At 55.2% G+C, this 19,210-nt stretch carries 18 protein-coding genes and 1 pseudogene; 16 read left to right on the top strand and 3 right to left on the bottom strand.

The window, feature by feature from the left end; genetic code table 11:
• On the top strand, positions 1-789 hold a 789-nt coding region (locus tag VLV32_08855), incomplete at its 5' end, for a polyphosphate kinase 2 family protein (GenBank protein ID HUL41994.1).
• Between the two features lie 127 nt (positions 790-916).
• On the opposite strand, the gene VLV32_08850 is transcribed toward VLV32_08855, so the two are convergent.
• Positions 917-2,518: a Na+/H+ antiporter gene (locus VLV32_08850; protein ID HUL41993.1), complete on the bottom strand. Its 1,602-nt coding sequence runs from the start codon at positions 2,516-2,518 to the stop codon at positions 917-919.
• 507 nt (positions 2,519-3,025) lie between these two features.
• Between VLV32_08850 and VLV32_08845 the strand changes: the two genes are divergently transcribed.
• The 6 genes and pseudogenes from VLV32_08845 to arsB all read left to right on the top strand — a co-directional run bounded on the left by VLV32_08845 (position 3,026) and on the right by arsB (position 7,085).
• A complete protein-coding gene (locus VLV32_08845) occupies positions 3,026-3,688 on the top strand; it encodes a DUF1614 domain-containing protein (GenBank protein ID HUL41992.1) in 663 nt (220 codons plus the stop codon).
• A 217-nt stretch (positions 3,689-3,905) separates the two neighbouring features.
• On the top strand, positions 3,906-4,433 hold the full coding sequence (locus tag VLV32_08840) for a DUF3280 domain-containing protein (protein HUL41991.1): 528 nt from the start codon (positions 3,906-3,908) through the stop codon (positions 4,431-4,433).
• A gap of 223 nt (positions 4,434-4,656) precedes the next feature.
• Positions 4,657-5,028: a metalloregulator ArsR/SmtB family transcription factor gene (locus VLV32_08835; GenBank protein HUL41990.1), complete on the top strand. Its 372-nt coding sequence runs from the start codon at positions 4,657-4,659 to the stop codon at positions 5,026-5,028.
• Positions 5,025-5,470 (top strand): annotated as a pseudogene (locus VLV32_08830) (ArsI/CadI family heavy metal resistance metalloenzyme). Before VLV32_08835 ends, VLV32_08830 begins: the two are co-directional and overlap by 4 nt.
• Positions 5,471-5,478: 8 nt before the next feature.
• The gene (locus VLV32_08825) at positions 5,479-6,000 is read left to right on the top strand and encodes an arsenate reductase ArsC (GenBank protein HUL41989.1); all 522 of its coding nucleotides are present in this window, start codon (positions 5,479-5,481) and stop codon (positions 5,998-6,000) included.
• A complete protein-coding gene (gene arsB / locus VLV32_08820; GenBank protein HUL41988.1) occupies positions 5,997-7,085 on the top strand; it encodes an ACR3 family arsenite efflux transporter in 1,089 nt (362 codons plus the stop codon). Before VLV32_08825 ends, arsB begins: the two co-directional genes overlap by 4 nt.
• A gap of 158 nt (positions 7,086-7,243) precedes the next feature.
• Here arsB and VLV32_08815 read toward each other — a convergent pair whose 3' ends face one another.
• Entirely contained in the window at positions 7,244-7,744 is a 501-nt protein-coding gene (locus tag VLV32_08815) for a hypothetical protein (protein ID HUL41987.1), read from the bottom strand.
• Between the two features lie 262 nt (positions 7,745-8,006).
• On the opposite strand from VLV32_08815, the gene VLV32_08810 reads away from it, so the two are divergent.
• The 6 genes from VLV32_08810 (at position 8,007) to VLV32_08785 (ending at position 13,901) form a co-directional block, all read left to right on the top strand.
• Positions 8,007-8,375, top strand: a complete 369-nt coding sequence (locus VLV32_08810; GenBank protein HUL41986.1) for a hypothetical protein — start codon at positions 8,007-8,009, stop codon at positions 8,373-8,375.
• Positions 8,376-9,066: 691 nt separating this feature from the next.
• Positions 9,067-10,722: a phosphoethanolamine--lipid A transferase gene (locus VLV32_08805; GenBank protein HUL41985.1), complete on the top strand. Its 1,656-nt coding sequence runs from the start codon at positions 9,067-9,069 to the stop codon at positions 10,720-10,722.
• A 146-nt stretch (positions 10,723-10,868) separates the two neighbouring features.
• Positions 10,869-11,606, top strand: coding sequence for a ZIP family metal transporter (locus VLV32_08800; protein HUL41984.1), 738 nt, complete (start codon positions 10,869-10,871; stop codon positions 11,604-11,606).
• Between the two features lie 83 nt (positions 11,607-11,689).
• Positions 11,690-11,881: a DUF2147 domain-containing protein gene (locus VLV32_08795; GenBank protein ID HUL41983.1), complete on the top strand. Its 192-nt coding sequence runs from the start codon at positions 11,690-11,692 to the stop codon at positions 11,879-11,881.
• A 194-nt stretch (positions 11,882-12,075) separates the two neighbouring features.
• Positions 12,076-12,582, top strand: a complete 507-nt coding sequence (locus VLV32_08790) for a DUF1993 domain-containing protein (GenBank protein HUL41982.1) — start codon at positions 12,076-12,078, stop codon at positions 12,580-12,582.
• Between the two features lie 596 nt (positions 12,583-13,178).
• Positions 13,179-13,901, top strand: coding sequence for an SDR family NAD(P)-dependent oxidoreductase (locus VLV32_08785; GenBank protein HUL41981.1), 723 nt, complete (start codon positions 13,179-13,181; stop codon positions 13,899-13,901).
• Between the two features lie 122 nt (positions 13,902-14,023).
• On the opposite strand, the gene VLV32_08780 is transcribed toward VLV32_08785, so the two are convergent.
• Positions 14,024-14,437 carry a hypothetical protein gene (locus VLV32_08780; protein ID HUL41980.1) on the bottom strand — a complete coding sequence of 138 codons (414 nt, stop codon included), beginning with the start codon at positions 14,435-14,437 and terminating at the stop codon, positions 14,024-14,026.
• Between the two features lie 1,095 nt (positions 14,438-15,532).
• Between VLV32_08780 and VLV32_08775 the strand changes: the two genes are divergently transcribed.
• The 3 genes from VLV32_08775 to VLV32_08765 all read left to right on the top strand — a co-directional run bounded on the left by VLV32_08775 (position 15,533) and on the right by VLV32_08765 (position 18,615).
• Positions 15,533-16,813 carry an MFS transporter gene (locus VLV32_08775; GenBank protein HUL41979.1) on the top strand — a complete coding sequence of 427 codons (1,281 nt, stop codon included), beginning with the start codon at positions 15,533-15,535 and terminating at the stop codon, positions 16,811-16,813.
• Between the two features lie 10 nt (positions 16,814-16,823).
• Complete coding sequence (locus VLV32_08770; protein ID HUL41978.1) at positions 16,824-17,738, top strand: aldo/keto reductase; 915 nt, start codon at positions 16,824-16,826, stop codon at positions 17,736-17,738.
• 118 nt (positions 17,739-17,856) lie between these two features.
• The gene (locus tag VLV32_08765; protein HUL41977.1) at positions 17,857-18,615 is read left to right on the top strand and encodes an NADPH-dependent F420 reductase; all 759 of its coding nucleotides are present in this window, start codon (positions 17,857-17,859) and stop codon (positions 18,613-18,615) included.
• The last annotated feature ends 595 nt before the right edge of the window (positions 18,616-19,210 follow it).

Genomic DNA, 19,210 nt, shown 5'->3' with positions numbered 1-19,210 from the left:
GTAAAGCTCAAGGAAATCGATCCGGCGTTCAAGGACCGCCACGAGAGCCACGAGGACGCCACAGAGGAGATCGAGCACTACCAAAAAAGACTGCGCGAACTCCAGGACCTGCTCTACGCCGAACGACGCCACTCACTTCTCATCTGCCTGCAGGCGATGGATACCGGTGGCAAGGATGGGACCATCAATCACGTCCTGGCGGCAATGAATCCTCAGGGCTGTAGAGTGGCGCCGTTTCGACAACCTTCCGCCGAGGAGGCGGCGCACGACTTTCTATGGCGCGTGCACCGGGCCGCGCCCGGCAGAGGGGAAGTTGTCATATTCAACCGCTCTCAATACGAAGACGTGCTGGTGGTACGCGTTCACAAAATTGTCCCGAAAGAGGTCTGGTCGCTACGCTATGATCGAATTAACACGTTCGAAAAGGGTCTCGTCGAGCACGACACCCATATTTTGAAATTTTACTTGCACATGTCTAAGGACGAACAACTTAAACGCTTCAAGGAGCGGCTGGACGATTCAACCAAACAATGGAAAATCAGCGAGGCCGATTACAAGGAGCGGCGCTTCTGGGACGACTACATGGCGGCTTATGAGGATGCGCTGTCGCGCTGCAGTACCGAACATGCGCCTTGGTTCGTCATTCCTGCCGACCACAAATGGTTTCGGAATCTTGCCGTTGCACGCATCGTTGTCGAACACCTGGAAGGGCTCAAGCTGAACTACCCCAAGCCCACGGTCGATATCGAACAGATTCGCCGCGAGTATCACGTGGCGAAGAAAACATAACCACTTCCACCCCCCGCCCCAGGGGTAACCTATGCTATCGAGTACTCGCGGTCTCGAAATCGACCGTGCGCAGATAGCGCGTGGTTGGCCGGGAACGCAGCATCAAGCAACCATCCCTCAATTTGGCTCATGGCGCGCGCGCGGCGTCGCCGCTCTCAGAGGATAGACTTGCTTGCTCCTCGCCGGTCTCCAGCCTGAGGAGCCGCGCATCGATGTCGGCGAGGAGCCTGTCCAAGCTTTTGCGGCCGATCGTGCCTTGCTGGAAGGCCTGCATAACCTGGTCCCGCTCGGCGACGAGAAGGTGTCGGCGGATGCGAAACAGATCGCGGTTGGGCAGTTCCTTGCTGCTCACTGCGAGCTTTTGCAGTTCCTGCTCAGTGCTTTCGATAATATGGCGATACTCTTCGCGCAAGGAATCGAGGGTCTCGGGTGCCGCCAATCGCATGCGCGACATTTGATCGAGCTCCTGAAGGGCCGCTGCAGCAGCCTGCACTCTGCCACTTCGAATTTCGTAAGCCGTGCTATCCGCCGGTTCGGTAACGATTCCCAACCATTTCAGGACGCCAGACATCGTGAGCCCGTGCACCAGAATTGAAAGCACCGCCACCCCAAAGGTCATCGACACGACCAGCTCGCGGTAGGCGAACGTTGACGGAAGACTAAGCGCAAGAACCATGGGCAGAGCGCCGCGCAGTCCGCCCCAGGTGAGCACGATACTCCAGCGCCATGGGAAGCGCTCGCGCGTCAATCCCACCAGCGCGCGGCCGGCGACGATCACCAACCCGCGGCCCACGGTGACCACCAAGTAGGCGACCAAGATCGGCAGCCAATAGGAAAGCAGTGTAGGCAGCTGAACCTCGAAACCGATTAGCAAAAATACGATTGAATTGAGCGCGAAGGCCACGTACTCCCAGAACGTTTCCGAAGCAACCCGCGTGGACGCGGACATGCCGGTGCGCGCACCGAGGTTTCCGCAAAGCATTCCAGCGGCCACGGTCGCAATCACGCCCGAAGCATGCAGCGTCTCGGCCGTTACGAAAGAGCCGTACGCAGCGATTGTAGTGAGAGTGATTTCAATCATCGGGTCATCGATTTGCCGCATCAGCAACGAGGCTGCGGTGCCAATCACTGTGCCAATCACTGCGCCGACGCCTACGATGGTCAGGAACTGCAGTGTAAGCTGGCTCGCGGTCACGCTCGTTCCGCCGAGCAGAGAAAGACTCAAGGTGAAAAAGACAATAGCTGTGCCGTCGTTGAGCAGACTCTCGCCGTCGAGCAGCATGGTGAGCCGCCGTGGCGCGCCCATGTTTCGAAACAGGCCGACGACCGCAACTGGGTCGGTAGCTGAGATCAAGGCGCCAAAAACCAGCGCGTCCATCCAACCGAAGCCGGGAACCACCCCCAGCGCAGCGATGACCGGTGTGAGAATGACGGCGATAAGCGCGGTAGAAGCTACGACTCCCGGAACAGCGAGCGCGAGGATGGTAATCCAATTATCCCGGAACTCGCGAAAGTCGATATGAAAAGCCGCTTCGAAGATGAGCCCGGGCAGAAACACGGAGAACAGCAGGTTCTTGGTCAGTTGCGGCGCCGGAAATAGTTCCAGGCCACCAAGCGCGAGACCGGCGAGCACCAGCGCGACAGTGTAGGGCAGATGCACGCGCCGCGCAGCGATGGCAACAGCGGTTGCCACTACGAATAGCAGAATAAAAGCCGTCTCGATGTCCATAAGTCAAAGACTATTCTATAGGCACTGCATCCTCATTGCGTACGAGTTTGCCATTGGCGGCGCAGGCTCGATATCGGTGCGTCGCGAACGGAATACGCGGCGACTCTCCTGGCAAACCAAAAATACTGCCAGTAATCTGAGCCAAACAGCCCTAGACATAATTAACTCACTCACATAGGAATAAATCACGTTCCGGGGCCGCGGGCCAGTTCGCGTTAACCCGCGTAGCTATTCGCAAATCAAGTCCCGCTGTATAGTAACAATTCGTCTATCCCAATGTTGCCCAGGCCGTGCGATACCGCGGTCGCGCTGTTGACTGGCGATTAATTTTGCGTTCGATCCAAGTCGGTCATTCAGAATTTGAGTTCACCATTGGGCCGTCCCAAATGCCTTGTTCTCGGCTCAGTTTGAACTCAGGGTCCAGTTTTCATCGCGGACGAGCCCAAGAACAGCATCGTTGCTTCGCGTCTTGAGCAAATTTAGTCTCAGAAACAGGAATTCTCATACATGCCGCCTCCGCTGTTGCGCCTCTTTCTCTTTTTAGTCGTACTGGTATTTCTGATAGCGCTGATTCAGTTCGGTGTCGTTACCATTGCATTTGAAAAATTGGGATTGTCGTCGCATTCCGCCTACGTGTTATTGATAACCACGTTATTTGGCAGCATGATCAATCTGCCCTTGTTTAGCATGGGAAGTTCCCGCCATGACCAGAACACATTGCCACCGGAAATCCAGAACGCGTTTCGGCTGCATCGTAGATCTTTTACTGGCAAGACGTTGGTTGCAGTCAACGTGGGCGGGGCGGTGGTTCCAGTTGCATTCTCCATTTACTTGCTGATCCATAATCCCATAAGTCTTGCGCAGGTTTTAATTGCGGTGGCAATGGTGGCTGCTGTTGCACATTGGTCCAGCAGACCGGTTCGCGGCATCGGTATTGCGATGCCGATCCTGCTTGCGCCTGTAGTCGCCGCGCTGGCCGCTACATGGCTAAATTCGGAGCAACGTGCAGAACTTGCTTACATCGGCGGTACACTTGGAGTTCTTGTTGGCGCCGATCTGTTACGCCTCAAAGACATTCGCAGCTTGGGCGCGCCGGTAGCTTCCATCGGGGGCGCCGGTTCTTTTGACGGAATATTCATAGCGGGCCTTCTCGCCGTGCTGCTCGCGTAAGGGCGGCGGGCCGCCCATTTGCTCCAGTATTTGTTTTTGGGTCAACCAGCCAAGTGTTGAATTAGGCACCACCGACTGCGCTTGTTCATTTCGTCCCGACGAACGGGTAATAACAAAGGCCACCGTACCGACCATTTGACCCGCTACAATAGATCGGCCGTGTCGTCTGCTCCTATTTTCCTAAATTGTGGTCGTGCCACCTTTAGAAGGAAACGAAATGAACTTGGCGTTTCGAATATTGTTTTTATTTTCGATCACCGTTCTGTGCTGCAATATCGGTATCGCCGGTGGTCTCAAATCGATTTACATTTCGGATTTCGAAGTGCTTGATGATACCAGGCAGTACAATACGCCCGAGGTAAATGCGGCGCAGGACAAACGGGCGCAAATGATTGGAGACAATCTGCGTCAGCTGCTTGAAGAGAAGCACCTTTATAGAGTAGTCGGTGCACAGGCGGCGTCGAAGCTTATCGGCGATATGCGAGCCAGGCAGTCGTTGTATTTGTGTGATCCCTGCGCCCAAGAAATCGGGCAGGCGCTGCATACCAATCGAGTTGCGCTTTGCTGGGTTCAAAAGGTCAGCAATCTCATCCTAAATATAAACATCAAAGTGTTCGATTCGGATACTGACAAGGTCGTTTATCAAGAGTCGGTCGACATAAGAGGCAATACCGATGTTTCCTGGTCGCGGGGCATTAAGGCACTGGTCTCCAGCATTGAGGAAAAGAAACTCTATCTAAAATGAGCTGGCGGACTTTGGCGCTCGTAGGTGCGAGAGCAAACCCGGGTCTGATCGGGCGCCGGGGCGCTGTAAGCGGACGCCCACGCCCCAAAGCAGGTGAGTAACCTGAGGCGGGCATTCCAGTCTCGGGACAATCGCGTAATTTGTCTATCAGGCTACGACCGCTCGTCCAGAGGCTACTGCAGCACGCGTTGACACATTTCTATAATTCGACAATAATAAAAATGTGGAACCCAAAATTGTGATCCGCGCGCTTGCTGCACTGGCGCAGGAGACTCGCCTGCGGATTTTCCGGCTGCTGGTGCAGGCCGGACCGACCGGGATGTCGGCAGGTGAGATCGGCGCCGAGCTCAAGATCGTTCCTGCCACTCTTTCCTTTCACCTGAAAGAAATGAGTCACGCTGACTTGGTAGCTGGGCGGCAAGAGGGTCGTTTCATTTTCTATTCAGCGAATTTCGATCAGATGGGCGCGCTGGTCGCGTACCTTACCAGAAACTGTTGCACGCGCGACGGCACCTTGTGCGCGCCGATTGCCCGCACTCGGCCGTCGTGCGCCGCCGGCGGATCCAAATCCAAGAGCAGAGGAGTCAAAGCATGAGACGTTTTCACGTTCATATTTCCGTGGACGATCTCACGGCGAATATCCACTTTTACTCGTCCGTTTTGGCCACGAACCGGCAGTGCGCAAGGACGACTACGCCAAATGGATGCTTGACGATCCGCGCATCAACTTCGCCATTTCAACCCGCGGCCAGCGCCACGGTGTCAACCACATTGGAATCCAGGCGGAATCGGATACCGAACTCAAGGATATGCGCACACGGTTGATTCGCGCTCAAGGCCCGGTGCTCGAAGAAAAGGAAGCCGCCTGCTGCTACGCGAAGTCCGATAAGTATTGGATCATCGACCCGCAAGGCATCGCGTGGGAAACGTATCATACGCTTGGCACCATTCCTGTTTTTGGAGAGGATGTGGCAACCAAGAGCGAAGCACAGGAACCCGCCAGCCGTGGTGCCTGTCGCATGCCGCAAACATACTGAGCTACCCAATGTCAAATCAAGTCTATAACGTCCTCTTTCTCTGCACCCACAACTCTGCCCGGAGTATCATGGCCGAGGCAATCCTTAATAGCCTCGCCTACGGCCGAGGACGCTTCAAGGCGTACAGCGCCGGCAGTCAGCCGTCAGGAAAAGTAAACCCCTTGGCGATTGAACTCCTGAAACGCGTAAAGCTGAGCACTGAAGGGCTCAGAAGCAAAGACTGGGATGAATTTGCGAAACCCGGAGCCCCGGTTATGGATTTTGTGTTTACCGTGTGCGACAGCGCGGCAAAGGAGATGTGCCCCGTGTGGCCGGGCCAGCCCATGACAGCCCATTGGGGACAACCCGATCCCTCTGCAGTGGACGGCACAGACAAACAAAAACAGCGAGCCTTTGCCCAGGCCTTTGACGCGCTCAGAAATCGCATCAGCATTTTCGTGAGCTTGCCGTTGGACAAACTGGATCGGTTGGCAATCCAGAAGAAGATCGACGAAATCGGCAAGACCACAAGCCGCGCTCCGCAAGCATGAGCGCCGCTTCTGAGACCGTGGCACGCCCCGCTTTGGGCGGATTCGAGCGCTGGCTTACGCTGTGGGTATTTCTGTGCATCGCCGTCGGCGTTCTGCTCGGCAAGTTGTTGCCCGGTCTGTTCAAGACTATTGGTGCGATTGAGATCGCTCGCGTTAATCTGCCGGTTGGCGCGCTGATCTGGGTCATGATTGTCCCGATGCTGCTCAAGATCGACTTCAGCGCAATTTCGCAGGTGCGCTCGCAGTGGCGGGCCATTGCGGTCACCGTGGCGGTTAACTGGGCCATTAAACCATTCTCGATGGCGCTGCTAGGGTGGTTATTTATTCACCACCTTTTTGCACCGTATCTGCCGACTGATCAGATCAACAGCTATTTCGCCGGACTGATCCTGCTCGCAGCCGCGCCTTGCACGGCGATGGTTTTCGTTTGGAGCCGGTTGTCGGATGGCGACCCCTATTTCACGTTGACCCAAGTGGCGTTGAACGACGTCATCATGATCTTTGCCTTCGGGCCCATAGTGGCGCTGTTGCTTGGGTTGGCATCAATCACCGTGCCGTGGGAAACGCTGGCTATCTCCGTGACGCTGTATATTGTTGTACCGGTATTGGTTGCGCAGATATGGCGCCGGGGGCTGCTTGCGCGTGGAGGGCAGGCGGCGCTCGACCGCACGCTTGCCGCGCTGCATCGACTCTCGCTATTGGCGCTGCTTGCCACACTTGTGCTGCTGTTCGGATTTCAAGGCGACGTAATTATCCGTCAGCCGTTGGTGATCGCGATGCTGGCAGTGCCAATCCTGATCCAGGTCTATTTCAATTCTGCGCTCGCGTATTGGCTTAACCGCAGACTCGGTGTTGCGCACTGCGTCGCGTGTCCGTCAGCGCTGATCGGTGCCAGCAACTTTTTTGAGCTTGCGGTTGCCGCTGCAATCAGCCTGTTCGGGTTCGAATCGGGTGCCGCGCTCGCGACCGTCGTAGGGGTATTGATCGAGGTGCCCGTGATGCTCTCGGTCGTGAAGATCGTCAACCGCAGCCGGCCGTGGTATGAACATCGGTCCCGAAGAGCGGTAGCAAGTGCCGGGTCTTAACTCGATATCGTCAAATTTTGTAAACGGGATCTTCTCGCTCATGTATGTTTGCCTATGCAATTTATGCTAGCTTGGCGGGTTTGCCAGCACCCGAAGTAAGAAGGCGCAGCAGTTCTTTGCTGTGTCAATTTTTCCAGGCCGCGAGATTGCGCGTAAGCTTATTGTTCAGGTTTTCCGGCTTGGTCTGCGCTATATTTGATAGCGACCGCTTTCAGCGTTTGCACGTTGCCGCCCTCCGTCCAGCCATAGCTGCCCAAGGGATAAGGGCCGTACGCATACGGAGGGTAATAGTAGGGACCGTACCGGTAGCCTGGGCACCACAAGAAGGGACCGCCATAACCCGGATAGAAAACCGGCAGCGGGGGCTCATAGACCGATGTTACATCAAGTCGTACCAGCGCGTCGGCGCCTAATGCCCGTGCTTTTTCGCGCGCAACTTCAAGCAGCTCCGATTCGCTGCCGCCCACCGTACCTTTTGCCTCAATCAGACCAATATTCGTGTGAGGCCGTTGCGGAAAACGTAGCAAGATAACGACATTTTGCGTCGGAGCATAATGGCGCGTCGGGTCGAAGACGGTGACTTGGCTTGTTACCGATGCGCACCCTGCGAGGACCACAAAGCTGCAGCCGATAGCGACTTGAATTACTGACGAGCGCATGTAAAATTTGACCTTTCAAAGACGCGCTGCGTTCGAACCTTCCCGCTCTACCTGCAATCCAGTGATTATTCGCTCAGAGTTCTAATATTTGCAATCCCCACCCAAATGCCGCCGCAGAAATAATTGATGGAAGGGTCTTGATGGCGGCTCGGTAAAGGAGCTTGCGGCTTGTGACGTACCGTGCAATTCTTCGAGTTCATAAACCGGCGGATAGATGATAGTATGAACAGAAGTATTGTGTGGCCAGCCTGGAGACCGAAATATGAAAGTTAAGCGTATTTTATACCCGGTCGCTTTAGCGGCCGCCCTTTTTGGTTGCGCAACCAATCCACAGAGCGGGGGGAGCCGGCTCGAAGCCAAAGACGTAACATTTTATGAACCCACGCAGTTGAGCCTTGGTCGATACGATACTATAGAGCACCTTTGGGTCGAATCATGGCGCACAGCGGTCTGGTATCCGTCCTATTCCGCTCAAGAAGACGGCGTAACGGCGCTCAAGGCGGAAGCGGCCCGCCTCGGCGCAAACGGAATAATCAATGTGGTCTGCTCCGAGGACAATGGATTATTCCCAGCGTCGTGGAGATCGAAGCCTTCGCTCATCTGTTACGGATTGGCCATTCGCGTTCACTGAATTTGAGCGATGATGGTCGGAGCTGCCAATGGGATGCTTCGATTTGCAGATGGCATCCTATACCGATCAAGCTCGCAAACTTTGTAGATGACGGTGCGACCGATGGTGCTATTTTTCTTTGGCGATCCGAAAGGTGGCAGACTGCTTTTGAACCGTTGTCCTTCAGTCGCGACCGATCTGCCGCTCAAAGGGCTCATTCAGAAATCACCGGAACGTACCGTTCTGATCAGTTATAACAGCCCCGAATGTTTGCAACAGCGTCACTTCCTCGTTGCACCATCCATCGCGCGCTAGGCGATCTCTTTAGAGCCGCAGCCCGATTACCGCAAGCTCGGCGACAGGTTCGCCACCTAAATTTTCCCGCAAGTCCGGCGCATGGAACCTTAGCAAAAGTCCGCGCCTCAAATTTAATTCTAGACCTTGTTCCGTATTGCTTTTATTTTTTCTTGTTTTGAATCTGGTGAAACTTCGCCGGACTTCACGGCACTAATTAAACAAGCAGGAGAATTGCCGGGCTTTAATTGGAGAAAATGCGGTAGTGGCGCGGCGAAAATTAAATACCAGGGTTTGTTACGCGAGCGATGCGACTGATCATGCCGTGTTAAGATATTTGTATGACGTCAAAACTCAATCCCGGTCTTGCGCAACATACACTATGCGTAATGTTTAGAAATTCCTCATCCTGGAAATTATGTCCCAGTGGCTAGCGCGGCAGGTGAAAAGCCGCCCGGAAATCAGCATATCATTCGTGACCCTGGGTGTTTCCCTGTGGCTTTTGCTGCTAGACAACTGGTCGTTCTGGCATACGCTTTTTCGGATTGTCAATGGACCCGGCAGGACGCTGGTACTTTTATGCCTGTTTTTGGCATTTCTTCTACTGTTCAACATGGTGCTCTGTTTGATCTGCCATCCGGGGACGACTAAACCCATCCTGATCTTTCTGCTGATTGCAACTTCCGTAGCGGCGTATTTCATGAATGAATACGGCACAATGATCGACAAGGGCATGATGCGAAACGTTTTCGCAACCGACCCGAGGGAAGTCCGCGATCTGCTCAGTTTAAAACTGCTTTTTTATGTCTTGTTTCTTGGTATCCTTCCATCAGCGTTGACTTTGTGGGCACGTATCGATTACCACGGTTTTTGGAGCGGCATCGCGCGAAAGCTCGGATGGATAGCAGGCTCCGCAATCGTCGTTGTCGCCGTAGTGATTTTATACTACCAAGATTATGCTTCCATCTTTAGAAACCACCGGGAGATCCGCTTTCTGTTGACCCCGACCAACTATCTGACCGCATCCTTCGGATTGCTAAAAACCAAATACACGCAACCGCGGGAAATTCGTGTGATCGGGGCGGACGCCCACCTGGATGCGCCCCCCTCGCCTGATGGAAAGAAAGCGCTGACCATTATCGTGGTAGGAGAAACCGCGCGTGCCCGGAATTTCTCGTTGGGTGGTTACTCGAGGCAAACCAATCCGCTGATGGCGCGCGAGACCATTGTGTACTATCCAAATGCGACATCGTGCGGAACCGATACCGCGGTCTCCGTTCCGTGCATGTTTTCGGACCTTGGTCGCAGAGGCTATTCCGAAAGCAAGGCCGCAGAACAGCAGAACCTGCTTGACGTGCTGAAGCGGGCCGGCATTGCAGTGCTTTGGCGCGACAATAACTCAGGCTGTAAGGGGGTTTGCAACCGTGTGGCCTACCAGGATATGTCGAATACGAAAGATCCCGCGCTTTGCCGGCCGGACGAATGCTATGACGAGGTCCTGCTTGAGAATTTGCAGCAGTATCTCGATAAACTGGATCGCAACGCCGTGATCGTATTGCACTTGAAAGGCAGCCACGGACCGGCTTACTACTTGCGGTATCCCGAGCATTTTGACGTTTTTAAACCCGTATGTAAGACCAATCTGCTGGAAAAATGCAGCCGGGAGGAGATCACCAACGCTTATGACAACACGCTTCTGTACACCGATTACGTGCTTGATAAGATAATCGCTTTGCTAAAAGACAATAGCGGCCGTTTCGATGCTTCAATGATCTACATGTCCGATCACGGTGAGTCTCTGGGCGAAAATAATCTTTATCTGCACGGGCTGCCGCGTATGATCGCACCGGAGGAGCAAACGCATATTCCGATGATTGTCTGGATGTCGAAAGGAGCGCTGCACCGCAACGACATTGACATGAAGTGTCTTCTGGCGCACCGCAACAACCCATACTCTCACGACAACCTGTTCCATTCAGTTCTAGGCCTGATGGATGTGCGGACCAAAATTTACCGGCCCGAGCTGGATATTTTCCATTCTTGCGAACCAACCGGGACAGTTGCCAAAAATTAAGATAGCGGAGGCAGGGAGACCGTTGTGCAATGCCCCTGCTGCCACAGGGCGGTAACGCACTATTCTCAATATTTGAAATACCTTGCCGCCCGCGGTTATTCGGACTGCTGTGCGAAAACCGTGCTGGGCTCATCGTATATAGGGCTATGACTGCGATACTTCTTTCAATTGCGACTTTTTTTTCGACCCTCGGCGGCGGGTTGTTTGCGCTTCATTTTCGTGACCGGCTGCACTTTGTTCTTGGTTTCACGGCCGGCGTGCTGCTGGGTGTCGTCAGTTTCAAAATCCTGCCCGAACTTTTTGATCTAGCGCAGAAGGAGGGCTTTGACGCTAGCGATGCAATGATTGCACTCGTGGTCGGGTTCCTTTTGTTTCATGCGCTGGAGAAATTCGTACTTATCCATCACGCGCGCGAGTCCGATTATGCCGCGCATCACCACCCGCAGGTAGGAATTATCTCTGCACTCGCGCTGGCTGGACACAGCTTTATGGATGGCGTCGGCATCGGCCTGGCGTTTCAAGTCTCGGAAGCCGTCGGGATCGCCGTGGCCATTGCTGTCATTTCGCATGATTTTTGCGACGGTCTCAACACAGTAAGCTTGATGCTGGTTAATCGCAATACAACGCCTCGATCGCTTGCAATGCTTTTGCTGGATGCACTCGCTCCGGTTGTGGGTGCCGCTTCAACCGTATTTTTTAAAGTTCCGCCTTTCATTCTCATGCTCTATTTAGGCTTTTTTGCGGGGTTCCTTTTGTATATTGGCGCTTCAGATGTTTTGCCTGAGGCACATTCCCAGGCGCGCTCGACTACCGCCGCCAGCCTGATAGGGCTCACGTGCTTGGGCGCGGCCTTTGTTTTGGTTATAGTTCGCTTGGCGGGCTAGGGCGAGGCGAGTTGAGGTGAAACGCACTTTATCAAGCGCGCCGCGCAACGGCTCATTCCGTGTATTTCCGCGTTGGTGGCTCGATCTCGGCGTGGTCAGCACCTTGCCGTCCGGGGAAGGATGAAAATACGGTCTGCGAGAAATGCGAAGGTTGCAGACATGGTCAAAAGCCGCTCGACATGGCCATAGTCACCAGCATCAGCAAGCAAGGAGACGAATATACCGGTGGCGAGATCCTCGATCCAGACAACGGAGAACTTTATCGCTGCAAATGACCTTGGAAGACGGCGGAACAAAGCTTGAAGTGCGTGGGTACGTCGGCATGTCTTTGTTTGGTCGCAAGCGGACATGGATCCGAATAGAATAGTTACATAATTCAGTCGTGGGTCGGCGCGATCAGCCGTGTTGCTTGGCACGAATCATTTTGTAATGGAAACGCTTTCCAAATAACCTTTATGGAGACAAAACAATGACGATATCAATGTACGAAGCCTCGGTGCCTGTTTTTATCCGCATGCTGAAAAACCTCGCTGCGATTCTTGCAAAGGGCGCAAGCTACGCGGAAGCGAAGAAAATCGAACCCGCAGTCTTGATTAATAGCCGACTTTTTCCCGATATGTTTCCTTTGGCGCGGCAAGTTCAAATCGCCTCGGACGCGGCCAAGGGATGTGGCGCCCGTTTGGCTGGGCGGGAACCGCCTAAATTCGAGGATATTGAGGCGACTTTTCCCGAGCTTTTAGCGCGCATCGACAAGACAATCGATTACCTCGAGACATTGAAACCGGAACAAATTAACGGTTCGGAACAGAAAACGATCACGATGCAGATGCGCAATAAAACGGTGACATTTTTGGGTATGCCTTTTCTCTTGAATTTTGCACTGCCGAATTTTTATTTTCACGTTACCACCGCCTACGACATTCTCAGGCACTGCGGCGTGGAGATCGGCAAGCAAGACTATATCGGAACGCCTTAGGGACAGCAGAGAAATTATGGTTATGGCGACGAATTTTCGTTTTGACGCGTAGCGTTCGTTGACCGGCGTTCGCGTTGGATCTTGCAAATGTATTTCCCGCTGTTTTATGTGATGCCAATTGGAAGACCAGCGAGCGTCTAAGGTGATCGCCTTTGCAAACCGAGCTGTGCTTTCACAAGTTCATTTCTTGGGTACCGGTTGCCTGATTTATTGCACCAATGACTGTCGGGGTGTTTGGGAACGAGCGGAACAGCATGACGCTAAATCGTACATGGCTAGTGCGCGGCAGTCACTCGGACACGTGTGTTGGAAGGCTTGGTGGCGCAGATTTAGCCTTCGTTACCTGGGCATTTTTTTATCAACAAATTGCACTCGCAGTCCCTGTGTCCTAATTTCTCCCATAAAAATGCCACCCTTGCTGTTTGGTGTTCCAAAAGGCGCGCCGCTCGATCCTTTTGTTTGGCCCGCGCACCTCTATGCGAAATTTCCGGATCAAATATTTTGGGTACGCGTTGACGACCAATGGCAAATATTGCTTGCTATCACCGCTCTCTTGGATCGATTATTGCAGAACACGGTAACCGCCTGGAGGCAATATGCCAGCCATTCTTGAAGGAAAAGTCGCTCTGGTGACAGGAGTGAGCCATGAGGGACAGGTCGGACAAACAGTCGCCAAAGCTCTGGCGGCGAAGGGTGCCGCGCTCGCAATTTGTGCGCGCACACAAAGCAATGTGGAGGCGCGCGCAAAAGAGTTGCGCGATGCCGGAGCGCGTGTGTTTGCGCTGGCCGCAAATCTCACTGATGAATCCCAAGTGCGCCAGTTGATCGAGCGCGCTATAAGTGAATTCCGCAAGATCGACATCCTGGTCAATCTCGCCGGTGGGCTTACACGTTACAAGGCGGCGGTGGATTTCAGTTTCGACGATTGGAATCATGAACTCGGGAATAATCTGTTGAGTGTTTTTTTGGTCTCACGCGGGGTATTCCCGCACATGCGGGAGGCCGGCGGCGGCGTGATCATCAACTTCGCTCGGGCCGGCCTTGCGCAGGCCAACATGGTTGCCTACAACTGCGCCAAAGCCGGTGTCGAGGCTCTCACGCGTACTTTGGCGCTCGAAGGGCGGGATTTCGGAATCCGCGTCAATGCAGTGGCACCCGGGCTGGTGGATACCACATCGAATATAGCCGCGATGAAGCCCAAGGACATGAAACGTTGGGCAAAACGCCAGGATATTGCCGAGGTCGTGGCTTTTCTCGCTTCCGATGCCGCCGCAGGAATTACCGGCCAAGTGATTCCCGTAACGGGGTGGGGATTGTAACGGGTGACGGGGAAAGAAAAATAAATGCAACGCGACGACATTTCATTTGGCACCTAGATTCGGCCCGACAGAAAAACAACCGCGAACCCCTAGGCGTTCTTCCGCTCGGCGGGAATCCGAACTTAGAATCTAAATTCGGCGCTATCGCCGACGCTATCGGAGCTGCCGAACGCGGTTGCGCCTGAATGTGCCGCGATCCTATCGCCCAATGCGCTGCCTTGAAGGTCCAAGCGCTGGGGTCGTGACAACCGTTGGAACGATTCAAGGCGCGACAAGGCCGCTCCGAAAATTTCCAAAGCTTCCTTAATTACCGTACAGACTTTGTCATCCAACCTTTTCGACGCGGCGTCCAGTTCGGTGACAAGTTTTATCGACCGCGCCCGCAAGTCTTCCAGACCGGTTAGCGGCAACTTTCTCAAGTGTTCAGACAGACAATTCAGTTTGTCGCCAAACTGAAGCGCGTCAATGTAAGCGGTCAACAAAAAATAAATTTCCTGCTCGGTATTGGCTTCTCGGATAATAGTGGCGATAGTCATCTTAAGAACCTTTCGGTGATAGTCAACAATTAACTACGTTACAAGAATAATGTGACGGCACGATGGCAAAATAATTACATATCCTCACGCCGGCGGCTTTGTGCGCAGCAATATTTCATTGAATAAAATTTCCGCAGCGATAATTAAGCGCTACTGGAAAAATGTAGGGCCCCGCCTGATACGTTCCGTTGCGTACTTGTTCATAATTCTTTCGCATGCCCGTGCTTTACTTGCACCCGTATACGAACCGGACCGTGCGTAAGCGGGACCGGACCCTATCAATCGCTTTGAGTGGATCGCAGGAGATGAGTTCATGAAACCTGAATTTTGTCGCTTTGCCCCGACGGTCGCGCTATTGTTGCGAATATCAGCGCCCGCGCTGGCCGCAAGTCCGCCAAGCAAATTTCGGCACGTCATTGTCAGCTCATTGTCAGCTACTAAGAAAACTGGAGCTTTTGCCCGTATGGACAGTTTCCAGGCGCCAACGGTTTTGCCATAGCGGCAAACACCATTCCGCTGGCAGTGTGGCAGGACATACCCTATACCGCGTTGCCGCAGCCGGCATACGGGTATTACTGTGGCAATGCGAAAAGTTATTATCCACGGGACAGCGACTGTTCCGGAGGTTGGCGGCGTGTAGAACCCCAGCCACGGCCTTGCCCGTAGGCTCAGTTTCCTTACCCCGCATGTTTTGCCCGTCGCAATTCTCGACCGTCACTGACCATTTTTGCGCAGATGAATTCGAGAGCGGGCAATTTGCCTAGACGCACTTAGGTGAGGCGATTCCCACTAAGGCTCGCGGCGGGAGCAGGGTGCTGAGTGTTGCGGTCGGCATGGCGGTTGGGGCGGCGGCGGGTCCAGCTATTGATGCCGGCATCCACGCGACAGTGGGTGCCGGCGCAGGACTGGCGCTCGGAACAACAGTAGTCACCGCGACGGTTCCGATGCAAAGTCAGTTTGGGACTATAATCTGTCGTGTTCGAACTGGCATTTGAACGATAACCGATCGTAGCGTTATACAGTTGCTGCATCAGAGCCGCCGCTACTGCCAAGTCGTGACCGCAACCATTTCACGCAGAAGCTGTCGTTGATACCGTGACATTGCTCCACCGCTGGCTAGGACAAGCGGTGCCGGCGACGCCCCAAGAGCGCGCGGCAGCGCTGTGGTCCTTTGCCTATTTCTTTACGCTCCTGGCGGGCTATTATGTGCTGCGACCAATTCGCGATCAGATGGCCATCGCGGGCGGGGTCAAGGCGCTGCCGTGGATGTTCAGTGCAACTTTCGTGACCCTTCTCGTGGCACAGCCACTTTACGGTACACTGGTGGCGAGACTGCCGCGTGCCCGATTCATTCCTATTGTCAACCATTTTTTCGCCGCCAATCTCGCGTTGTTTTGGCTGCTGCTCACCCTCGACGTCGAAAGGGTGATCGTGGCGCGCGTTTTCTTTGTCTGGGTTAGTGTGTTTAACCTGTTCGCTGTCGCGGTGTTTTGGTCGTTCATGGCCGACCTTTTTACCAGCGAGCAGGGTAAGCGACTATTCGGCTTTATCGGTGCCGGCGGCACAGCTGGCGCGCTGCTGGGCCCAGTTATTACCATCGGCCTTTCCGTGCCGCTCGGCCCCGCCAATTTGCTTATCGCCGCCATCGTGTTTCTGGAGTTGGCGGTATTCTGCGTCTACCGGCTCGAGCGCACCGCCAATGCGCAGCAGGGCCCGCACCGAAATGAAAGGCGCGTCGGGGGCAGTGCCTTCGCGGCACTGCCCGAGCTGATTCGATCGCCGTACCTGCTCGGTGTCGGCGCGTGGGTCAGTCTGCTGTCGTTCGGCGCGACAATTCTTTATTTCGAGCAGGCCCATATTGTGGCCGCGGCCGTTCATGGGGCCGGCGCACAGACACGAATATTCGCCAGCATCGATTTGGCGGTCGGACTCCTGACGCTGGCAACTCAAATCTTCGCCACTGGACGGCTGCTCAAGCGATTCGGCACCGGCGCGGCGGCCGGCGCGTTGCCAGCCGTATACGTCGTAGGTTTCGCTGCGCTAGCGCTCGCGCCGAGTCTGTTCGTCGTGGTGGTGGTCCAGGTAACGCAGCGCTGGATGAACTTCGCTATCGCCAATCCAGCGCGCCAAGTATTCTTCACGGTCGTCGCGCGCGAGGAGAAGTACAAGGCGAAGAATTTGATCGATGTGGTAATCTATCGGGGCTCCGATGCTCTGTACGGCTGGGTGTTCGACGGCTTGCAGGCGCTTGGACTTAAACTCGGTGCAATCGCGCTGTGCGCGCTGCCGGTGGTAGCCGGATGGCTAATACTGTCAGCGGCACTGGGCCGAACGCAGGAACGGCGCACGGCACTCATGACTCAGACCCTCGGCTAAGGAGACTGACATGAATCAGATGACACGGCGCGATTTTATCGCGCTCGCCGGCGGGCTCGGCGCCGCGACGGTGTTGCCACCGCTCGCGGCTGCGCAAACCTCCTCAGAGTCCCTTATTACCAAGGCGATTCCGAGCAGTGGCGAACGCGTGCCGACGGTCGGACTCGGCACCGCACGGGTTTTCGATGTCGGCGATGACCCGGCCAAACTCGCAGAACTGGCACAGGTCGTGCGCAATCTGGTCGCTGGCGGCGGCAAGATCATTGACACCGCCTCGTCCTATGGTTCGGCGGAAAGCGTGGTCGGCGAGTTAGTGGCGCAGGCTGGGCTGCGCAGGCAGGTCTTCATCGCCACCAAGCTTGAGGCGCCGGACGCAGCGGAATTAAGGCGCTCGCTGCAACGGTTGCGTACCAAACAGGTCGACCTGCTGCAACTCCATAATGTCCATGACCCAAATCAGTCGCTGGGACAATTTCGGGATTGGAAAACCGAAGGCGTGTGCCGCTACGTCGGCATCACCTCGACCTATCACGGCGATTACGCTGCGGTGGAAGCGGTGCTGGCGCGCGAGAAACCCGATTTTCTACAAGTCGATTATTCGCTGGACGACCGGGAAGCGGAAGAACGGCTGCTCCCGCTCGCCACTGAGGTGAAAGCCGCGGTGCTTACGGCGCTTCCCTTTGGCCATGGCCGCCTGTTCCGCGCCGTGCGCGGCAAGGCGCTACCGGAATGGGCAAAGGAGTTCGACGCCAGAAGCTGGGCGCAATTCTTCCTCAAGTTCCTGCTCGGCAACGCGGCGGTGACCGCGGTCATCCCCGGCACAGCGGATCCGGCGCACATGGCTGATAACCTCGGCGCGATGCGCGGCCGCCTGCCCGACAGCGCCCAACGCAAGCGGATGGTGGAGCTACTTCAGTCGCTTTGAAAGCGTGCGGAAATAGCGTGCGAGCGGCACACTGTTTTTCCGCTTCCCGGCCCCCAGGAGGCAAATATGATTCAACTCGAGTTAGAAACTGCGCGCAAACGCTTTTGAGGAGCAGATTATGGCAAAGCATGAAGTCGTGGAGTGCAGTCGTCGCGAATTTCTCCGCATAACCGCTGCCGCAGCCGCAGCCGCAATGTTGGCAACGTCTTCACGTGCGGCATTCGCCGCCGGCCCAGCAAGTGGAGCACCGCTCAAGATCGGCAGCATCGGCGCCGGACATATCGGCGGCACGCTTGGCGCCTTGTGGGTGCAGGCGGGTCACCCGGTGATGTTTTCCTCGCGCCATCCGGAGGAGCTCAAGGGCTTGGTGGATGGCCTTGGCCCCTTGGCGCACGCCGGCACGGTGCAGGAAGCGATCGCATTCGGCGATGTGGCGCTGCTTGCCGTCCCGTATCGGGCGCTGCCGCAAATTGGCAAAGACTACGCGCGCGAACTCGCTACTAAGTCGCTCGTTATCGACGCGTGCAATCCAATCCCAGCGCGCGACGGCGAGATTGCGACCTGGGCGCGTGAAAAGGGGGCCGGTCTCGCTTCTGCCGAGTTGCTGCCGGGAGTGCGCCTCGTGCGGGCTTTCAATGCAATCAATTACGCCAAGCTGCCGGCGGCGGCGCATCACCACGGCGAGCGTACCGGAATTCCCATGGCAGGCGACGACGCGAATGCCCTTAAGCTGGCATCGAGTCTGGTGCGCGAGATCGGCTTCGAGCCGGTTGTGATCGGTCCGCTCGCGATGGGCAAGTATCTGATCCCGGGAACGCCGCTAGCAGGCGAGCATACGCCGGAGCAAATACGGCAAATTGTTGCTACACTCAAGTGAGCCCCGAGGAACGCCTCGAACCCGCGAAGATTCCGACGCTGCGGCGCTGGTTTTATGCAGAACATGGCGACAATCGGCGACCGGCTGAGCGAGAAAAATATATCAAGGGCTTCGTTTTCCGGCGTATGAAACGGTGCGCTCGCCGGCGAGCCTGATCCTTTATTTCAATTCCATCACCGGCCCTTTGCATATTTCGCCCGATACGCATACGGACCATCCGCGAAGGCGCGCCACCTCAGGGACCAAGCGGAATTTTTTCAGAACTTAAAGCCTGCAAGCGCCACACAGTTTCTTTCATCAAATCCTTGGGACCAGACAACGAACGTCCAGGCTAGGTCGACCACACTTTGTATGACACGACTTCGATCCTAAAGCTGACCGAGCGTCGTTGGAATCTGAAGCCGTTGGAAACGCGGGAAGCCAGCGCTCGAGATCTTACGCCGGCTCTTGCCCCTTCGCGCTAGGTCGCGGATGCATTTGGAATTTGGTCGCAGTTATCCTCAAGCAATTCAAATATCACTTCCGGCTATCTGTGCCCCATAGAAAAATTTGACTCCGCTGCGTAACGCGTTCAAATTAAGATTGGTGGTAGGGA

The organism is Burkholderiales bacterium (assembly GCA_035518095.1).
Taxonomy (GTDB): Bacteria; Pseudomonadota; Gammaproteobacteria; order Burkholderiales; family JAHFRG01; genus JAHFRG01.
Note: the sequence above shows the minus strand (reverse complement) of the source record. Positions and strands in the feature narration are given on the sequence as shown.